We start from the raw sequence: 18629 nt of genomic DNA, 5'->3' as shown, positions 1-18629 counted from the left end.
AAAGGCAGGCAGAAAAGCAAAGAGGCGCACCCCCGAAGGGGTGCGCCTCTTTTATGAAGCGGTGTTGTCTAGGTGTTTAGCCTTCGCTCTTGCGGAGCTTGCGGCCGGCGATCAACATCAGGCCACCACCGGCGAGGATCACAAAGCCCATCAGAGCGTTGTTACCACCCGTTCTCGGAAGTAGGTCTGCCTCGTTGTCGTCATTCGGATCGTAGTTACCCGTTAGTCGCCCATTGTGGTAACACCCTGGGTCGGCACGGTCGATCTTGCCGTCGCCATCATCGTCCTTGGCGTTCGAGCACTCGGGTGCTTCGCTGTCGTCATCGGCAGACTTGCACTCGGGGTCGTTCGGGAAGTCGATCCGGCCATCGCCGTCATTGTCGATTCCGTCGTTGCACTGCTTGACCGGTGCGCAGGTGGCGCCGGTGACTTCGCTGTGGGCAACGATGACGTCGATGATGCCTGGGATGGTGACGTGAAGACCGTTCACAGACAGGCCGTTAGCGGTCTGAACCTGCTCGTTGGCCACCACTCGGGCGCCGAGAATACCGTTCAGGAGTGAACCGGTGAGGTCGACAACCTGGTTGACCGTTCCGTCCAGCGAGTCGGTGAGGGATGCACCCAGCAGCTCGACGCCGGTGAGCAGAGTTCCACCTGCGAAGACGGGCTGGCCGGCAACGCATGAAACAAGCGCCTCGGATGAAACGCCATCCACGGCCAGGAGCTCAGTTTCGCCGCCGAGCAGCGACCGAACGGTGCTCAGAACTGCGTCGGTCGTCGGGTCTTCGGAGGCCAGTGCAACGGCGCCGGCGGTACGTGCATATGCCTGCGCGTTGTACAGAGCCGGCTTGGGCGCCCCTGCGGGCTGAGTCACCGTGATGAAGTTCGCCGGAGTCTCAGCGTCAAGGGTAGTTGCCTGACGGGTGATTGCCTTTGCGCCCGCTGCTCCTACGAAGGCGGTCTGGCTGAGGTCGACCTCAACGAGGTTATCCGCACCCTGGTTGATGCCGGAAACCGAGAAGGTCGGGGTTTCGGGGATCAGGTTGGCGCCAAGCAGGTCAAGCTTTAGGCCGTAGGCCTTTGCCGACGCGCCGATGAGTGGGGTGGCGAAAGCCGGACCGCTCAGAGCCCCGATCATTAGTACAAGTGGAATCAGTACTGCACTTCTGAGGAGTTTCTTCCGCACTATTACTCTCCTTTATAAAGGCTTGCTCAACCTCTTGGGCTATCAAGTTTGAATCCTAGCCTGCCAACAAGTTCGCAAACCAGGTTTACAGCACTTTTCGGCCAGCATTTGGCTTCAGGTTCGACGAATTCTATTCGCGATATGCAGGACTCTACTGGATTCATCCGCCGTGCGCCATACTTCGCCCGCCTTGCCGAATTCCCTTCTTTAAAGGTGAACGACGAGCAGGCGCAGAAGGTTACTTCCCGGGGGACTCGACCAGCTTGAGGCGGGCGACAAGACGCTGTGCGGCGCTGCGCTTGGGGTGGCAGGTGGTGAGCGTGAGCATCGACTCGTCGGTCGGGCCGACCACAGACCAGTCGTTCGGCTCGATGACCCAGGGGTTGGCGTGGCCGTCGAACGGCTCGACCATCTCGTAGACGTAGTTTCCGATCGGGGTCTCGAGCTCGACCCGGTCCCCTGTCGTGAGCTGGTCGATGTCTGCGAAGGGCTTGCCGTAGGTGGTTCGGTGGCCTGCGATCCCGACGTTCCCGCCCATCCCGGGCAGAGGAGTGTTGCTGTAGTGGCCGGCGCCTGCGTCCAGCGCCTCTTTGGATGTCCCCTCGACAACGATCGTGTCGACGCCCAGCTTCGGGATGAGCAGCCGGGTGACCGGGCTCGCCTCCTCGACCGCGTTCTCTTCGAATGCCTCACGGACCGTCGCCGTCTTCAGGGCCTTGCCGAGGTCCTTTTGGGTCCTGTCCGCCTGGAGGTCGGTATAGAAAGGCTGGCCGATGAGCACAGCACCGGCAGCCATCGTCAGGACGGCAGCGAGGGTCAGGACCCGGGAGATTAGTTTGCGCTTTCGCGGGGAAAGGCTAAGGGGCATCCACCCAATCTAATACGTTTTGGATACGGAGCCGCCCCAGAGCCCGATGCTAGGATGGCGCTTCTCACACCCCGACGAGGAGGCACACTTGCGGCGACTACTTGTCGTGTTCGTTGTTCTGGCAGCACTTGTCCCGGCTGCCCTGCCCGTAATTGCCGCCCCGCCCCAGGGCGACGACAAGTGGGCCCTCATCATCGGAGTGAACGACCACATCGGCCGGACGCGGGACAACATCGGGGCCGTCGGCGATGCCATGGCCTTCAAGGAGCTTCTTTCGAAGGGCGGCTTCCGCGACGACCGCGTCAGGGTGCTGACGGACGGAGCGGCCACCGCCGCCGGAATCCGCCAGGGCATCCAGTGGCTTATCGACAACTGCAACGAAAGCTCCTACTGCGTCTTCCACTTCTCGGGCCACACCAAGCAGATGGGCAGCGGCGACTCCACCGGAGGCCCCCACGAGTACCTGTGGCCGTCCGACAACCGGTTTATCTCCGACGACGAGTTCGCCGAGTCCATGAAGCGCCTGCGAGGCCACGCCTGGATCGACCTGGCCAACTGCGAGTCGGCCGGTTTCGACCACGGCATCTCCAGCCCTCGCCGGCTGTTCACCGGCGCCTCCCAGGAGAGCGAAAAAGGTTTCGAGTACCCGCCGACCTCCACGTCCGTGTGGACCCAGGCGCTGGTTCGGCAAGCGATGCTGAACGGCGGCGGCGACCTCAACGGCGACGGTCACGTGACCCTGCGGGAAGCGCTTCCGAATGCGGCCACGACTGCCGCCCGGATGACTGCCGGCCAGAGCCCGTCACCGCAGCACCCCTACATCGCCGGCGGCGAGGAGTCGGACTGGTTCCCGGCGCCTGGCGCAGCTTCGACGGCGGCAGCTACCCCGCCCAAACAGTGCATCCTGCTGATCATCTGTCTGTAATCAGACAGTAGGGGCTACTCCTTCTCCAGGTCCCGGTGGACCACGGTTGAGCCGAAGCCCTTCTCCTTCACGTAGCGTGCGATCTCGTCGGTGATCACCACCGAGCGGTGTTTGCCGCCGGTGCAGCCGACGGCGATCGTCAGGTAGTGGCGGCCCTCCCGGACGAAGCCCGGGAGCATCGTGGAGATCATCGCCCGGACCTTGGCCAGGAACGGCTCGGTCTCCGGGGCGTTCAACACGTACCCGCGGACCTTGCGGTTGGTCCCGTTGAGGGGGCGCAGCTCCTCCACCCAGTGGGGGTTCGGTAGGAAGCGGCAGTCGAGGACGATGTCGGCGTCCAGCGGCAGCCCGTGCTTGTACCCGAACGAGATCACGTTGACCGCCATCCCGGATCCCGGGTGCTGCTCGGCGAACAGGGACGAGATCTTGTCCCTCAGCTCGTGGACGTTGAGGTCGCTGGTGTCGATGATCACGTCGGCCTGCTCTCGAAGCGGCGCCATGATCGCCCGCTCCTCGAGGATCCCCTCGATGATGCGGTCCCCCTCGGCGAGCGGGTGGCGGCGGCGGGTCTGGACGAACCGGCGGACCAGAGTCCGCTCCCGGGCCTCCAGGAACAGGATCCGGTGCTCCACGCCCCTCTCCTCGAGCTGGGCGAGCGACTTCTCGAGCTCCGGGAAGAACTCCCCGCCCCTGGCGTCGACCACCAGGGCGACCTGATTCACCTTGCTGCCGGGGACGGTGACGAGCTCGGCCATCTTCTCGATGAGGGCCGGCGGAAGGTTGTCGATGACGAAGTAACCGAGGTCCTCGAGGCACTTGGCGCTCTCGGACCGGCCGGCGCCCGACAGGCCGGTGATGATCGTGAATCGGGGTTTGGGTGGGACGGTGCCGTTCACTACTCCATTAGACAGCGGATTGGAGCAGTTCGTGGATCTTTTCGGCAAGTCCGCTGCCTATGCCCGGCACCTCGGAGATCTGCTCGGGCGTCGCCGCCCGGAGGCCCTTGGTCGACCCGAAGTGCCGCAGGAGCGCCTTGCGCCGGGCCGGACCGACTCCGGGGAGTCGGTCCAGGGTGCTCTCGGTCATGCGCTTGCCCCGCTGCTGGCGCTGGAAGGTGATCGCAAAGCGGTGCGCCTCGTCCCGGATGCGCTGGAGCAGGTATAGGGCCTCGGACCCGCGGGGCAGGATGATCGGGTCCGGTCGCCCTGGGACGAAGACCTCCTCCAGGCGTTTGGCCAGTGACACCACCGGCACGTCGGTGATCCCCATCGCCGCCATCACCTCTACCGCCCGGTTGAGCTGGCCCTTCCCCCCGTCGACCACCACCAGGCTGGGCGGGTAGGCGAAACGCCCCTTGCGCTCCACCGGCAGGTCCCTGTCCTTCAGGTAGCGGGCGAACCGGCGCTCGATGACCTCCCCCATCGACGCGAAGTCGTCCTGGCCGGCGACCCCGGCGATCTTGAACTTGCGGTAGTCCGACTTCTTCGGCAGGGCGTCTTCGAAAACCACCATTGAGGCGACAACGTCGGTCGGGCCGAGGTTGGAGATGTCGAAGCACTCGATCCGTAACGGCGCCTCGGGAAGGCCGAGCTGCTCCTGCAGGTCGGTCAGCGCCCGGGAGCGGGAGGCAAAGTCGGCGGACCGCTTGAGCCGGTTGCGGTCGAACGCCTCCTTGGCGTTGCGCTCCACGGTCTCCAGGAGCCGGCGCTTGGAGCCCCGCTCGGGGACCTTGATACGGACCATCGAGCCGCGGCGTTCGGTCAGCCACGCCTCGAGCAGCTCGGGGGACTCCGGCGCGGTGGTCACCAGCACGTTTTTCGGCACCTCCTGGAAGTCGGCGTAGAGCGACTCGAGGAAGGTGTGGACCAGCTCGGGCTCGGTGAGCGCCTCCACCCGGTCGACGATGAAGCCCTTGCGCCCGACCATCCGGCCACCCCGGACGAAAAAGACCTGGAACGACGCCTCCAGGTCGTCGCCGGCGTAGGCGATGGCGTCGAAGTCCTCCCTCCTGCTGCCCACCATCTCCTGGCGCTGGATCACCTTTTGCACCGCGATCAGCCGGTCCCGGGCCCGGGCGGCCTGCTCGTACTCCTGGGCTTCCGCCGCGGTCTCCATCTGCTGCTGGAGGTCCTTCAGGATCGTGTCGTGCTCGCCGTCCAGGAAGGCGCAGAAGTTCTTGACGATCTCCAGGTGCTGGTCGGGGGTGACCTCCCCGACGCAGGGGCCGGAGCAGCGGCCGATGTGGAAGAGCAGGCACGGCCGGCCGCTCCGGGCTGCCCGGTCGAAGACGCCCTTGCTACAGGTGCGGATCGGGAAGACCCTGAGAAGCAGGTCGAGGGTCTCCCGGATCGCGTAGGCGTGTGCGTAGGGTCCGTAGTAGCGGTCGAACTTGTTCTTCTTCCCCCTGGTGACCTTCGCCCGGGGGATCGCTTCGCTGAAGCTGATCGTGAGGTAGGGGTACGACTTGTCGTCCCGGTACTTGACGTTGAACCTGGGCTGGTGCTCCTTGATCAAGACGACTTCGAGCTGAAGCGCCTCGACCTCGTTGTTCGTCATGATCCACTCGACCTCGGCGGCGTTCTCCAGCAGCGAGGCCGTCCGCGGGTGCAGGCCGGTCCCGAAGTAGTTGGGAACCCGGTGCTTGAGCGATTTGGCCTTGCCGACGTAGACCACCCGGCCGGAGGCGTCGCGGAAAAGGTAGACGCCGGCTGAGTCGGGGATGTCGGCAGTGGGCGGCCGCCAATCCTTCGTGATTCTCATACCTAAATGTTAACGACCGCTGCGCGAGCCCCATTCCGGGATGTGCCGGAAGCCTTGCTTGTGGGCAGGAGTACACTTTTTGTAGGGAAGTTGACCGTCGTAAAAGACGCCGGCGGCCCCGCAAAGAGGAGGTTTGCTTCATGGCAAATTCGATGCCCGCAGAGCTTCGGACCCCAGTTGGTTCGCTGGATGCGAGCTCGCGCGCCCGCTTTATCTCCAGGACCTACGGACACCTGTTCGCAGCGATCGCTGCATTCACGGCGATCGAAGTACTCCTTTTCACCACCGGGGTCGCCGAGCCGATGGCCGAGGCCATGCTCAGCCGCAACTGGCTGCTGGTCCTCGGCGGCTTCATGATCGTCGGATACTTCGCAAGCTGGGCCGCGGCCCGGGCGCAGTCCCCGGCAGCCCAGTACGCCGCTCTCGGGGCGTACGTCCTGGCGGAAGCCGTCATCTTCGTCCCGCTTCTGGTCATGGCCGATCGATTTGCGCCCGGGGCTATCTCGAGCGCCGCAGTGGTCACCCTGATCGGCTTTGCCGGCCTGACTGCGATCGCAGTCTCGAGCGGCAAGGACTTTTCGTTCCTCGGCGTCTTCCTCAAGTGGGGCGGCGTCGTGGCCCTGCTGTTGATCGTCGGCTCGGTGCTCTTCGGGTTCCAGCTGGGCACGTTCTTCTCGGTCGCCATGGTGGCGTTTGCAGGCGGAGCCATCCTCTACTCGACATCGAAGATCCTGCGCACCTATCCCGAGGACCGCTACGTCTCGGCAGCCCTCGAGCTTTTCGGTGCAGTGGCCCTGATGTTCTGGTACGTCCTGCGGCTGTTCATGAGCCGGGACTAGAGGCAGCAGTTAAGAAAGCCCACCCTTCGGGGTGGGCTTTTTTGGGCTTGGCTAGAATTCAACGGGTGACACCTCGACTCGTAATTCGTGACGCGCTCCCGCAGGAGTACGGTCCCCTGGCCGATGTCGTGATGTCGGCGTACGGCGACTACGACGCCTTCGTCGACGACGAGTTCAAGGCCGGATTCGCGGCAGAGGTGCCCCAGCTGATGAACGACGAGCACACCGAGGTGATTGTTGCCGAGCGCGACGGCGAGCCGGTCGGATCGATCACGTTCTACCCCGACGGCAGGTTTTACGAAGATGGTGTACCTGCGGACTGGGCCTGCTTAAGAACGCTCGCTGTCCTTCCGTCGGCCCGGGGCCAGGGGGTTGGACGGGCACTGATGACCGAATGCCTGGAGCGCGCCCGCAGGCTCGGGAGGACCCGGATGCTGCTTCACACGATCTCGTTCATGTCGGCCGCAATCGGCCTTCACGAGAGCCTCGGGTTTCAACGGGCTCCTGAGCTGGATGTCGAGTATGCGGGAGTAACGGTTATCGCCTACCTGATGGAGCTTTAGCCTCAGCCGAGAGTGGGCTTCATGGTCATCGCTGCGATGACGAGGACCATCACCAGCGCCTCCACCCGGCCGAACATAAAGAGCTTCTTGATGTTGGACGCCACTTGGGGGTCGTCGGCTCCACGCTCGGCGATCAGCTTTCCGGTCTTTCCGGACAGCGGGCCGAGAATTGCAGCGCCGGTGATTGCGGAGTAAAGGAACCCGACGACGCCGATGGCGATCCACAGGTCCTTGAAGCTCCAGCGGTCGAGCGTCATGAACACCCCGACCAGGAACAGAATTCCGGAAACCGGGGCGAAGACCCGCTGTCCGATGAACTCGACCTGCCGGGCGAACCCGGACATCGCCTCGGGTCCCGAAGCATTCGCCAGCCTCGTGCCGACGATGTTCAGCGCAAGCCCGCCGCCCACCCAGATAACCGCAGCCAGCACGTGCACGAAGAGCAGGAAGTCGTACAAGCAACCCTCCTTGTTATTGGGAGAGGGAGGATACAAGGGGCGGCCGGGCAGATGGAAGCGGTCTCGCAAATTTACCGATGCCGGGGCCCGTACAGGAATTAGGCTTTCGGTAGCCAACGCCAAGGAGGTCACATGCTCGGATTTTTAACGCGCCTGCCGTCCGAACCCGCAGGATTCGCTTCCCTCGTAGCACCCCCCGTTCCCACCGTCCCCCCCGAGGGCGCCCTGCCTTTGGACCACTCATCGATACCCGACGAAGCGACCTTCTCGGCCATCTCCATCCCCGCCGGCGACCTGGTGGCCAACGGCCGCCTGGCCAAGTTCCTGATCGACCTCCGCAGCGGCGAGCCCACCCCACACTTCATCAACGGCAACTTCACGCAGAACGGCAGCGTCCCCGACTCCGCCCAGTACCACTACTTCTTCGCCCGGGAGGCGCTGGGAGCGCCCGAGGGGCTGGACGAGTTCAACCGGATCACCTACTTCACCCAGCCCAAGTCCCGCTACGTCGCCGGAGTGGTCCACACCTACTTTCTGGATGGCGGCGCAGAGCCCCTCTACGGCCTGCAGTTCTACCCGCAGGACCTGATCAGCGAAGGGGATGTCCTCAAGGCGGTCACCGCGGTCAAAGCTGCCATCAAGATCCAGGGCGCGCGCTTTGCTTTCGTACCTGCGGGCCAGCAGCAGACCACCGCGACGGTCGCTACGGACCTGGCGGCGGCAGGAATCGAGGTGGTGCCGCTCGACCGGATCCTGGGGTCGATCGTGTACCTGCCGATGAACGTGGGCGAGGCATGGGGGTACCTCAGGATTTTCCCGGAGAGCAACGACGAACTCTCCCCCGCCGACATACCGGTCTTCGAGGAGCTTCCGCTCGACCTTTCAGTGGTGGCCGGAGTGATGACCAAGGCGGTCCAGGACGCCAACTCGCACGTAAACCTCAAGTCCAAGGAGCGCGGCACGCCGAACATGGTGCTGCGAGACGCCGGCCCGGAGCACCCCAGGCTGGCCCCCTGGGCGGACAAGCCGGTCCACCTGACGGTTGCCAAGGACGATTTCACTCTGGAGGAGTCGTCGGATGAGGAGGTAGCCGCCAAGCTCGCCGAGCGCAACAACCGTCCGTGGGTGCCGCTGGTTTGGGACGACGAGACGCAGATCCGAACCTACGACGAGATGGCCGCCGGCTCGGCTGCCGATGCGCTGGCCACGTCTTCGCGCTACGGCGGGAAAGCGGCAAACATCGGGTTCCTGGTGCATAAAGATGCGCTCGGCAGGTTGAGTCAGCCGGGTACACGCAGTGCGGACCTCGGATACGACCTGGTTCCTGAGGGATTTGGCCTCCCGCTCACCTTCTACCGCAACTTCGTCGACCACCCGCCCAACGCATTCCTGCGGGCCAAGCTGAAGGCACTGGTCGCCGCCGAGAAGGCCGGCGTCCTCTCCCCCGCCGAACGGGTGATGCTGGCCGGGGAGGTGCAGGGTCTCTTTATGAGCGGCCGGCTGCCGGACGATGACCTGGCCGCGATCAAGGCCAAATTCGCCTCGGCCCTTCCGGGGGTGGAGAAGGTGAAGATCCGGTCCAGCGCCAATGCGGAGGACATTCCCAACTTCGACGGCGCCGGGTTGCACGATAGCTACTCCTCGACGGTTGCCAAAAAGGACAACCCGGACTGGTCGTGTGTGATCGAGGAGGAGGACGAGGGCAGCGAGGTCAAACGCAAGGTCAAGCCCAAGTCGGTGGCCTGCGCGGTCAAGGGTGTCTACGCCAGCCTCTGGAACAAGCGGGCGATCGAGGAGCGGTCTTTTGCCCGGATCGACCACGCCACGGTTGCCATGGGGTCGGCCATAGTCCCGACCTACGACACCGAGTCCCCGGTGGCAGCCAACGCCGTGGTGATCACCCGGGTGGTGAACGCCACCGGCGTCTTCGGCTACTCGCTGTCAATCCAGGAGGGCAACAACCTGGTCACCAACCCCGACCCAGGGACGTGGACGGAAGTATCGGTTGCGGGCATCGGGCTCGGCGAGGAGCCGACGTCGATCACAATTACCCGCTTCGCCAAACCGGTCAAGGACGGACCGGAGCGAACCAAGCCGGTCCTGAGCCGGGAGAGCACGCTGGAGCTTGTGGAAATCGCAGTGGCGGTGGAGAAGGCGTACTGCGCGGCGGACCCGACCTACTACCCGGGCGACTGCGACTTCGTTGTGGTCGACAGCGACAAGCCGAAGTCGCTGGACATGGAGTTCAAGCTGCTGGAAAACGGGCAGTTCGTGTGCAAACAGGTCCGGGAGTTCGCGGGGAGATAGTGGGTCTGCCCTACCAGCCTTCGGCGGCAAAGACCGGCATGGCGGCCTGCTCCGGCCGGGACAGGTCGGCTGCCAGGACTGCGATCCCAACGTCGCCCTTGTGGAGGCTGCCGGGGATAAGTCCGTCTTTTGCTAGTGGCTCGTCTCCGAGCCCGGCGGCTGCCCGCGCGCCCAGCTCCAAAGCTGCGCTCAACCATCGCTGCTCGCCGAAGTGACGGTAGGCTTCCAGGAGAGCGTAAGACTGACCGGCTAGCCCACAACAAAGTTGGCTGATCCCTCCTGCCGAGATGTAGGTGTCCCACGCCGATTGCTCCGCCAACTCACCCCACCTCTGCTCCTTCAGCACCGAATGAGCAAGGGTCCACAGGTGCACGTGTCCCGCCGTACCGTTGCACCAGCCGGGCATGACGTTGCCTTCCCTTCCGGGGTCGTTTGTCCAGGGCCAGTGGGCGCCCATGCCGCTGGCCACTGAGAGATCGGCCAGCTCCCCCAAGCGGGTCTCCAGCGCCGCCGGGTGCTCCAGGCCGGCGGCCCGGCACCACCGCAGCGTGACGTAAAGCAGGCCGGCCCACCCGTGAGCGATCCCGAGGTGATTTAGTTTCCGGGCGTCCCGGATGGGGGGCATGGTGTCCAGCTCGTCCCAAATGCCGGCCAGGGTCCGGTTGCCGAGATTGAGAAGGCGCTGGGAGTCGCAGTATCGGGATTCGCCGACTGCTTCGATTAGCAGGCTCGATCCGAGCACCGTGCTCGCCCGTCCTACCGTTAGGTCCAGGTTGTCGCACGGCTGCTCGGACTCCGATACGAACTGCTCGATCGCCTCCTGCCGGGCGTAGGGATCCACCAGTGCATTGCTGATCAGAGCTTGTACCGCTCGGATTCCGCTACGGGCATGAAAAAGGCTGACCCTGCCGGTTACGTCGGGAGTTACCTGGAGATCCGCGTTGTGGAACGCACCGAGCGATTGCGACCCTCGCTCAGATCGCACTATCCATTCGTCGGCCAGAGTTAGGAGATCCGGTCGTTCCTGCAGGCAGGCAATCCGGTGTAGAGCAGCCGCGACTCCTGCCCCCCCATAGGCGACCGAACAGCTGGGCTGGTTGGGTAGCCCGTTCTCGAACCATTGCCCGCCGGGGCCGACCCGGGAAAGGAAGGATTCGAGCACCGATTCCAAACCTGTCCCACTCTTTCGCCGGAACCCACTTGCCCCGGCCGGGGCAGGTGACTCTACAGCCAGCGCGCCTGCGAGGGCCCCGGCGTTCGGGAAACGGTCTGCCGGATCCTTGGCCAGTGCCTGCCGCAGGACGTTTTCAACCCCGGGCCATGCGGACCTTCCCCGTCTTGTGAATGGGAGCGGCGGGTCCTCCCGGATCTGCCGGTACATCTCAGCCGGCTCGATCGAAAGGTCCAGGTAGGGCGAGCCGGTCATCATCTCGTAGATCACCGCGGCCATTGAATAGAGATCGGACTCAATGCTCGCGGCAGGGACGGGTCGCCCTTCGGCGAGGGCGGTCGCGTAGGCAGGGTCGAAGTATGCGGGCACTCCTCCCCGTGGGGTAGGCAAACCGTTTATCGGCTCGCCGAGGAGCCTCCCCAAGCCGAAGTCGATCAGACGCACAGATCCGTTCCGCCCGATCATCATGTTTTGTGGGTGGACATCACCATGAACCACGCCCAGATCGTGGAGCTCCTGGTAGGCGAGAGCTATCTGCCGGCAGAGGTCGAGCAGCGCCGCTTCTCCGAAACCGCTCCGACGGGCGGCGCCCGCCACTGCTGCGCTCACCCCTTCGCACCATTCCATCGCAAGCCAGGCATTGTCTTGCAGATAGCCGGTTCCCAACAACCGGGGTCCGACGCGACCGTCCAGGTGCTCAAGGATCCGCCGCTCTCGCTCAAGGGCGCCGGAGGCGAATCCACTTCTCCCCGGCCGGATTGCCTTCAGCGCGGCGAACGTCCCGTCGCAGCACGCAAGCTGATAGATCTCGGTGTCCTCTAGGACCTGTACACAGCGCAAAACCGTCCCCGCCTCCACCGACGCCCCCACGGTCAAAAGAACCTCCCGGGTCGTGGCGAACTCGGTCCCGGGAGGCACGAGATAGCCCTGGTCGATGCATTGCTTCAGCACGGGGAAAGATCCGGTCAGCGTCTCTTCCGGGTCCAGGTCGTGCTGCCGGCTGAACCGGATCACCGCATGCACGATGGTTGACTCCGACCTGAACTCGTTCAGCAGTCCGGCCATCGCGGCGTCGATCAGGCTGGACGCGGACCTGGCCCGGGGCTGGGTAAGAGCAAAGCCGCCCTCGGCTCCGATTTCATCCCGCACTGCACGCGGCAGATATTTGACATCGATGATCATCACGTCCGGCGCAAGGATGAACTCTTCCGTCATCTTCATGCCTGGACCAACTCTGGTTTGAGTGCAGCTCGCTTCTGCCGAGGTGGCTCCAGCCCCGACGGGGCGAATGTCGTCACGTCGACGCCGTCGAGCGCCAGCCGGGCCAGTGCAAAACGTGCCGGCCATCCCTGCTTTAGCCCTGCCCGGCCGGCCGCCACCAGATTCTCGGCCAACCTTCGACAGATCGACAGCCTCCAACTTTCGGTTTCGGCTCCTACCGGCTCCTCTCCCGCCTCGGGGTCCCCTCCCCAAGAGATCAGGCCCTCTTCTGCCAATTGAGCAGTGAATGGCACGCCGTGCGCCGGGAACCCTCCCAGAGCTCGCTCCACTGCCCGGGCCACCCGCTCCAACTCGACATTGTCCCTTAGGTACACCACGGCTTTGTCCGGGCGAAGCAACCCCGGCGCGTCGGACCCCAATTTGAATGCCATCGCGCCGGATTCTGTCAGTGCGTCGACCATGACGGTCATCGCATCCTCGATCGCCTCCATCGCCGGGCTGATGTAGAGCTTGTAGGGGAAGGCCGCGGCCCGAAGGGGGTGCTCGTCCTTCCGGCGCCAGGAGATCCAATCCTCACTCAAGCTCTCCCCGTAGCGGGTCCAGTGCCGCGTTAGGGAAGATCGGGGATTGTTATGCCCCACGATCTCCAGAACGGAGTCCATATCCGGGTAGCGATGGCGCCAGCGAGGTGCCAAGGGGATGCGGAAGAAGCAGTAAAGGCGCGCGGTGAGGTGTTCCACTGAGAACGAGCCCAGCCGCTCCGCGTACCCGACGGCGTTCTGAGAGAGCCCGGCCAGCCGGTCGAGCGCCGGCCACTCGTCCGGGTCACCAGCCAGATTGAGGTAGGCCCGGGGACCCCCGACAAATTCACCATCCAGGTCCACCTGCAGCACATCGTCCAAAAGGAGTGGGAGAAAGCGTTCTACAGCGTCGACCGGGAAATGCGCTGAGCAACGGAGTTCGTCCAGCAGGTCGGTACCGGCCCGGTCGACTACTTTGTCGGGCAGGCCGGAGCCGGCATCCGCAGTGATGAGCCCGTGGGCCAGGAGGGGGTCCACGCCGAGGTCCCAGAGCGCCTTGCGTTCGGCCTCTGGGAGCTCGGCAAGGTTCCAAAGCCGGTAGGCGGGATTCAGACGGACATCTCGGTCCAGAGCCGCGCTCAGTCCCACCACCGGCTTGGCCATTGACGTCTATCCCTCGAAAGCCGCGCGCTGCTCGTCAAGCTCTTCTACCGCAGCCAAGAGCTGCTTCTTGAGCTCGTCGATCTCCTCCACCGACTTCGGCTTTGCCGCGGACGCCAGAGCGGCTTCCTGGGCCTCAACCTCCGCCAGCGCACCTTGCAGTTGCTGCTTCAGGACCCCGAGATCCTGGGCAGGATTGATTGCGATTTCCTCGAAGATGTCGAGCCGGCTGCCGCCGCCGCAACTGATCCCGAGACAACGAATAGACCCGCCCGGGCACGAGATCTGCTGACTGCACCATCCGCAATCGGTAGGGACGCTGATCAGCTGGCTGCACGGGCCACATGGAATGCTGACGAACTGGCTGCACCGAAGGCAGCCGGTAGGGACGCTGATCAGCTGGCTGCACGGGCCACATGGAATGCTGGCCACGACGCTGCAGCGCGGGCACCCCGGCCCGAACTTCTCCTCCAACTCCGGCATTAGCTTTACCGAGAGGTTTCTGAACACGAACTCACTCATCACAAAAATCCTTCCCCCGCCCCCAGGTAAACGATCCCGACCGTAGAAGCCCGCCGCTTCCCGAGTGACGGCTAGACCAACTCGGGACGCCGCCTTCTCAGGCTCAGGCTCGGGGACCGCCGAGCTACCTGTTTCGCCGCACAATGGCGACGTTCAAATCATGTGGCGAGGGGAGAGTGACAACAAGAGTCATACCAGTAGGATCGGGCACCAAAAGTACCTAGATTTGACAGAGTGAAATGCCCCGGTCAACTTCGGGCAGCGAGGCCTTTACGCGGAGCGCCCTGCCAAAACCGGCTTGAGGAAACGGCCGGTATGTGACGCACTGATCCCCGCCACCTCCTCCGGAGTTCCCTCGGCGACGATCCTTCCGCCCCCGCCGCCGCCCTCCGGGCCGAGGTCGATGATCCAGTCGGCGGTCTTGATCACGTCGAGGTTGTGTTCGATGACCACCACCGAGTTCCCCTTGTCGACCAGGCCGTGGAGGACCTTCAGCAGTTTGGAGATGTCCTCGAAGTGCAGGCCGGTGGTCGGCTCGTCCAGGATGTACAGCGTCTGGCCGGTGGCACGCTTCGCCAGCTCGGTGGCCAGTTTCACCCGCTGCGCCTCGCCGCCGGAGAGCGTCGGCGCCGGCTGGCCGAGCCGCACGTAGCCAAGGCCCACGTCGCTCAGCGTCTGCAGGTGCCGGGCGATCTTGGGGATCGGCCGGAACAGGTCCAGCGCCTCCTCGATGCTCATCTCAAGCACCTCGGCAATGGTTTTGCCCTTGTAGTGGACGTCCAGCGTGTCCCGGTTGTACCGGCGGCCCTTGCAGATCTCGCAGGTGACGTACATGTCGGGCAGGAAGTACATCTCGATCTTGATCTGGCCGTCGCCCTGGCAGTTCTCGCAGCGCCCGCCCTTCACGTTGAAGGAGAACCGCCCCGGCTGGTAGCCCCGCATGCGGGCTTCTTCCGTTTGGGAGAACAGGGTGCGGATGCTGTCGAAGACGCCGGTGTAGGTGGCGGGGTTCGACCGGGGGGTACGGCCGATGGGCGACTGGTCGATGTCGATGACCTTGTCGACGCCCCCCAGCCCCTCCACCTTCCTATGGCGGCCGGGCAGGTGTTTGGCGTCCCGGAACAGGTGCCGGTGGACCGCCCGGTAGAGGATCTCGTTCACCAGGGTCGACTTACCCGAGCCCGAGACTCCCGTCACCGCCGTGAACACTCCCAGCGGGAACCGGACGTCCAGGTCCTTCAGGTTGTGCTCGTTCGCCCCGATAACGGTCAGGGCCGACTCCCCCGGCGTGCGGCGCTTCTTCGGGACATCGATCTTCAGCCGCCCGGACAGGTACCCGCCTGTTAGGGAGTTCTTTGCTTTCAGCAGGCCCTTGACCGGCCCGGCGTAGACGACCTCTCCGCCGTGCTCGCCCGCCCCGGGGCCGATGTCGACCACGTAGTCCGCCACCGCGATGGTCTCCTCGTCGTGCTCGACGACGATCAGTGTGTTGCCGAGATGCTTCAGCCGCAGGAGCGTCTCGATCAGCCGCTTGTTGTCCCGCTGGTGCAGCCCGATCGACGGCTCGTCCAGGATGTAGAGCACCCCTACCAGCCCACTGCCGATCTGGGTGGCCAGCCGGATGCGCTGCGCCTCCCCGCCGGCAAGGGTCGCCGCCGACCGCTCGACCGACAGGTAGTCCAAGCCGACGTCGATGAGAAACCCCAGCCGCTCGTTGATCTCCTTCAGGACCCGGTCGGCGATGGAGTGGTCCCGCTCCGACAGGTCCAGCGACCCAAGGAACTTCTCGGCGTCCAGGATCGCCATCCGGCTCAGCTCCCAGATGTTCTTCCCGTCGACCAGAACCGCCAGCGCCTCCGGCTTCAGTCGGGCGCCGTTGCAGGCCGGGCACGGAACCTCCCGGAAGAACTGCTCGATGCGCTCCCGGGCGAACTCCGACTCGGTCTCGGTCCGGCGGCGCTCCAGCCAGGGCACTACCCCCTCGAACGTCGTGTGATACTGCCGGGTCCGGCCGTACCGGTTCTTGTACTTGATGAACACCTGCTCCTCGCCGGTCCCGTGGAAGATGACCTCGCGCTGGGTGTCGGTCAGTTCGGCCCACGGTGTGTCGATGGAGAAGCCGAACTTCTCGGAAACTGCGTCCATCATCCGGATGAAGTACTCGGCCTTGGCGGCCGACCAGGGCCGGATCGCGCCGGTGGAGATCGAAAGCTCGTCGTTGCTTACGATCAGCGAGGCGTCGACCTCCAGGTGGGTCCCCAGGCCGTCGCAGCGGGGGCACGCGCCGTAGGGCGTGTTGAAGCTGAAGTTCCGGGGTGCTAGCTCGTCGAACGACAGCCCGCAGTTCAGGCAGGCGGCGCTCTGCGAATACCCGATGGTGCGATCCTCGTCCACCAGGTCGATGGTCACTAGCCCTTCGGCCAGGCCCAGGGCGGTCTCGATGGAGTCGGTCAGCCGGCGGGTGATTCCCTCTTTGAGCACCAGGCGGTCGACCACCACCTCGATGTTGTGCTTGTAGTACCGGTCGAGCCGGTGCTTCTCCGACAGGTCCAGCAGCTCGCCGTCGACCTTGGCCCGGGCGTACCCCTTCTTCGCCAGGTCCTCCAGGAGGGTTTCGTACTCCCCCTTCTTGCCCTGGATGATCGGCGCAAGCACCTGGAACTTGGTGCCCATCGGCAGCTCCATCACCTGGTCGACGATCTGCTCCGGGGTCTGCCGGGCGATCGGGCGGCCGCAGTTCCAGCAGTGCTGCTTGCCGATGCGGGCGTAGAGCAGGCGGAGGTAGTCGTAGATCTCGGTGATCGTGCCGACCGTCGACCGCGGGTTGCGGGAAGCCGACTTTTGGTCGATCGAGATCGCCGGCGACAGCCCCTCGATGAAGTCCACCTCCGGCTTCTGCATCTGCCCGAGAAACTGGCGCGCGTAGGAGGAGAGGCTCTCGACGTAGCGCCGCTGCCCCTCTGCGTAGATGGTGTCGAACGCCAGAGACGACTTCCCCGACCCGGAGATCCCGGTAAACACGATCATTGCGTCACGCGGGAGCTCAAGGTGAACGTCCTTGAGGTTGTGCTCCCTCGCCCCACGGATGACCAGATCGGTGGCCGCACCGGCCCGTTTCTTAGTGCTCACGCGAGCCGAAGGATCGCCGTCAAATCAGCTGCCGAAGGCATCCTTCTCCATATCTGTATTGTCCCATGCCTGTGCCGGCTTGATCGATCATATGTTCGAGTTTCCCACTTTTCGAGCGGGCTACTCCGGAGCTTCTTCCTGCTCCCGGACCTTCGGCTTCGGCTTGGCCTGCCCGGTGGCCGCCAGGTGCTTCTTGACCGAGTACCGGTCCCCCAAAGCCGCTGCCAGGCCGGGCAGAAGGATGCAGATGATCGGGGTCAACGGGCTGGCGACCAGGGCGGCCAGGGCGATAGACCCCACCAGGCCGGCGAAACCCCAGGCGGTCAGCCATTTCTGCGAACTGATGCCGCTGGAGCCCCCAAAGCCCAGAGCGACCCGAACCCCGAAAAACACCCCAGCAGCCGCGCCGAGCCCGGCCCCCAACACAACCAGGGCCGGGGTGGCGTCCCCTGCGTCGGTCAAAGCGCCCACCACGAAGCCCAAACCTCCGCCGAGCATGAGGTTGAGGCCGGTCATGGCGGAAACCACGGCCATCAGAAGGATGCCCCCGCCGCGCCGGGGTCCGGAGGCTGAGGATTTACCGCCGGCCTGTCCGTTGGACTTGGGGTGGCCGTTTGTGGTCGGGTCGAAATCAGGCAAGTGCTTTGAGCTCCCGCTTCAGGTCGGAGACTTCGTCTCGCAAGCGGGCAGCGTACTCGAAACGCAGGCTCTTGGCCGCCTCGTGCATCTCCGACTCCAACGACTGCACCAGCCGCACCAGCTCGTCTCTCGGCAGGCCCAGCTCCTCCCGCTGCCGGGCGCGCCGTCCCCGGCCCTTCGGGAGCGGGGCGCCGCCGGACTCTGCGCCCAGCAGAATGTCCGAGATGTTGCGGCGGATGGTCGACGGGTTGATCCCGTGCTCGGCGTTGTACGCCAGCTGGATCTCCCGCCTCCGGGTGGCCTCCGAGATGGCGGCCCGCATGGAGTCGGTGACGTTGTCGGCGTACATGATGACCTGGCCCTCGACGTTCCGGGCCGCCCGCCCCATGGTCTGGATGAGCGAGGTCTGGGAGCGCAGGAACCCCTCCTTGTCGGCGTCCAGGATCGCCACCAGCGCCACCTCGGGAAGGTCGAGACCCTCCCGCAGCAGGTTGATGCCGACCAGGACGTCGAACTCGCCCAGCCGGAGGTCGCGCAGGATCTCGATCCGCTGGATCGTGTCGATCTCCGCGTGCAGGTACCGGACACGGATCCCCATCTCGAGCAGATAGTCGGTCAGGTCCTCGGACATCTTCTTGGTCAGCGTGGTGACGAGGATTCGCTCCCCCGCCTCGGCCCGCTTGCGGACCTCCTCGATCAGGTCGTCGACCTGCCCCTTGGTCGGCTTCACGATCACCTCGGGGTCGATGAGTCCGGTCGGGCGGACGACCTGCTCGACGACGTTCTTGGAAACCTGGAGCTCGTAGGCGCTCGGGGTCGCGGAAAGGAACACGACCTGTTTGACCTTCTCGGTGAACTCC

The 18629-nt window shown here is 64.7% G+C and carries 15 protein-coding genes; 4 read left to right on the top strand and 11 right to left on the bottom strand.

Features of this window, described 5'->3' with window-relative positions; translation table 11 throughout:
• Positions 1-76 precede the first annotated feature (76 nt).
• Both VFV09_11045 and VFV09_11040 read right to left on the bottom strand, forming a co-directional pair.
• Positions 77-1138, bottom strand: a complete 1062-nt coding sequence (locus VFV09_11045) for a hypothetical protein (GenBank protein ID HEU4868252.1) — start codon at positions 1136-1138, stop codon at positions 77-79.
• A gap of 286 nt (positions 1139-1424) precedes the next feature.
• Positions 1425-2054, bottom strand: coding sequence for a class E sortase (locus VFV09_11040; protein HEU4868251.1), 630 nt, complete (start codon positions 2052-2054; stop codon positions 1425-1427).
• Between the two features lie 88 nt (positions 2055-2142).
• Here VFV09_11040 and VFV09_11035 point away from each other — a divergent pair, with 88 nt between their 5' ends.
• Complete coding sequence (locus tag VFV09_11035; protein HEU4868250.1) at positions 2143-2979, top strand: caspase family protein; 837 nt, start codon at positions 2143-2145, stop codon at positions 2977-2979.
• Positions 2980-2993: 14 nt separating this feature from the next.
• Here VFV09_11035 and rapZ read toward each other — a convergent pair whose 3' ends face one another.
• Both rapZ and uvrC read right to left on the bottom strand, forming a co-directional pair.
• The gene (rapZ, locus tag VFV09_11030) at positions 2994-3875 is read right to left on the bottom strand and encodes an RNase adapter RapZ (GenBank protein ID HEU4868249.1); all 882 of its coding nucleotides are present in this window, start codon (positions 3873-3875) and stop codon (positions 2994-2996) included.
• A 7-nt stretch (positions 3876-3882) separates the two neighbouring features.
• Complete coding sequence (gene uvrC, locus VFV09_11025; GenBank protein HEU4868248.1) at positions 3883-5739, bottom strand: excinuclease ABC subunit UvrC; 1857 nt, start codon at positions 5737-5739, stop codon at positions 3883-3885.
• Positions 5740-5879: 140 nt separating this feature from the next.
• Between uvrC and VFV09_11020 the strand changes: the two genes are divergently transcribed.
• Both VFV09_11020 and VFV09_11015 read left to right on the top strand, forming a co-directional pair.
• Entirely contained in the window at positions 5880-6578 is a 699-nt protein-coding gene (locus VFV09_11020) for a Bax inhibitor-1 family protein (protein ID HEU4868247.1), read from the top strand.
• Between the two features lie 65 nt (positions 6579-6643).
• Positions 6644-7141: a GNAT family N-acetyltransferase gene (locus tag VFV09_11015; GenBank protein ID HEU4868246.1), complete on the top strand. Its 498-nt coding sequence runs from the start codon at positions 6644-6646 to the stop codon at positions 7139-7141.
• 2 nt (positions 7142-7143) lie between these two features.
• On the opposite strand, the gene VFV09_11010 is transcribed toward VFV09_11015, so the two are convergent.
• Complete coding sequence (locus VFV09_11010) at positions 7144-7599, bottom strand: DUF2269 family protein (GenBank protein HEU4868245.1); 456 nt, start codon at positions 7597-7599, stop codon at positions 7144-7146.
• A 132-nt stretch (positions 7600-7731) separates the two neighbouring features.
• Here VFV09_11010 and VFV09_11005 point away from each other — a divergent pair, with 132 nt between their 5' ends.
• Positions 7732-9906, top strand: a complete 2175-nt coding sequence (locus VFV09_11005) for a PEP/pyruvate-binding domain-containing protein (protein ID HEU4868244.1) — start codon at positions 7732-7734, stop codon at positions 9904-9906.
• 10 nt (positions 9907-9916) lie between these two features.
• Here the strand turns inward: VFV09_11005 and VFV09_11000 are convergent, their stop codons facing one another.
• The 6 genes from VFV09_11000 to VFV09_10975 all read right to left on the bottom strand — a co-directional run.
• Positions 9917-12298: a lanthionine synthetase LanC family protein gene (locus VFV09_11000; GenBank protein ID HEU4868243.1), complete on the bottom strand. Its 2382-nt coding sequence runs from the start codon at positions 12296-12298 to the stop codon at positions 9917-9919.
• Positions 12295-13482, bottom strand: a complete 1188-nt coding sequence (locus tag VFV09_10995; GenBank protein HEU4868242.1) for a hypothetical protein — start codon at positions 13480-13482, stop codon at positions 12295-12297. The genes VFV09_11000 and VFV09_10995 overlap by 4 nt, the downstream gene beginning before the upstream one ends.
• 6 nt (positions 13483-13488) lie before the next feature.
• The gene (locus VFV09_10990; protein ID HEU4868241.1) at positions 13489-14001 is read right to left on the bottom strand and encodes a hypothetical protein; all 513 of its coding nucleotides are present in this window, start codon (positions 13999-14001) and stop codon (positions 13489-13491) included.
• 270 nt (positions 14002-14271) lie between these two features.
• A complete protein-coding gene (uvrA, locus tag VFV09_10985) occupies positions 14272-17130 on the bottom strand; it encodes an excinuclease ABC subunit UvrA (protein HEU4868240.1) in 2859 nt (952 codons plus the stop codon).
• 120 nt (positions 17131-17250) lie between these two features.
• Positions 17251-17769, bottom strand: a complete 519-nt coding sequence (locus VFV09_10980) for a hypothetical protein (protein HEU4868239.1) — start codon at positions 17767-17769, stop codon at positions 17251-17253.
• The coding region (locus tag VFV09_10975) for a helicase-related protein (protein HEU4868238.1) at positions 17762-18629 on the bottom strand (868 nt) is incomplete at its 5' end. The genes VFV09_10975 and VFV09_10980, both read right to left, overlap by 8 nt.

The organism is Actinomycetota bacterium, assembly GCA_035759705.1.
GTDB lineage: Bacteria > Actinomycetota > CADDZG01 > JAHWKV01 > JAHWKV01 > JAJCYE01.
Note: the sequence above shows the minus strand (reverse complement) of the source record. Positions and strands in the feature narration are given on the sequence as shown.

What these genes read in the sequence shown, in the direction of transcription:
- VFV09_11045 (HEU4868252.1), bottom strand. Translation starts at nt 1,138, where the DNA reads ATGATCGGGGCTCTGAGCGGTCCGGCTTTCGCCACCCCACTCATCGGC.
- VFV09_11005 (HEU4868244.1), top strand. Translation starts at nt 7,732, where the DNA reads ATGCTCGGATTTTTAACGCGCCTGCCGTCCGAACCCGCAGGATTCGCT.
- VFV09_11000 (HEU4868243.1), bottom strand. Translation starts at nt 12,298, where the DNA reads ATGAAGATGACGGAAGAGTTCATCCTTGCGCCGGACGTGATGATCATC.
- VFV09_11040 (HEU4868251.1), bottom strand. Translation starts at nt 2,054, where the DNA reads ATGCCCCTTAGCCTTTCCCCGCGAAAGCGCAAACTAATCTCCCGGGTC.
- uvrC (HEU4868248.1), bottom strand. Translation starts at nt 5,739, where the DNA reads ATGAGAATCACGAAGGATTGGCGGCCGCCCACTGCCGACATCCCCGAC.
- VFV09_10990 (HEU4868241.1), bottom strand. Translation starts at nt 14,001, where the DNA reads ATGAGTGAGTTCGTGTTCAGAAACCTCTCGGTAAAGCTAATGCCGGAG.
- VFV09_11020 (HEU4868247.1), top strand. Translation starts at nt 5,880, where the DNA reads ATGGCAAATTCGATGCCCGCAGAGCTTCGGACCCCAGTTGGTTCGCTG.
- VFV09_10995 (HEU4868242.1), bottom strand. Translation starts at nt 13,482, where the DNA reads ATGGCCAAGCCGGTGGTGGGACTGAGCGCGGCTCTGGACCGAGATGTC.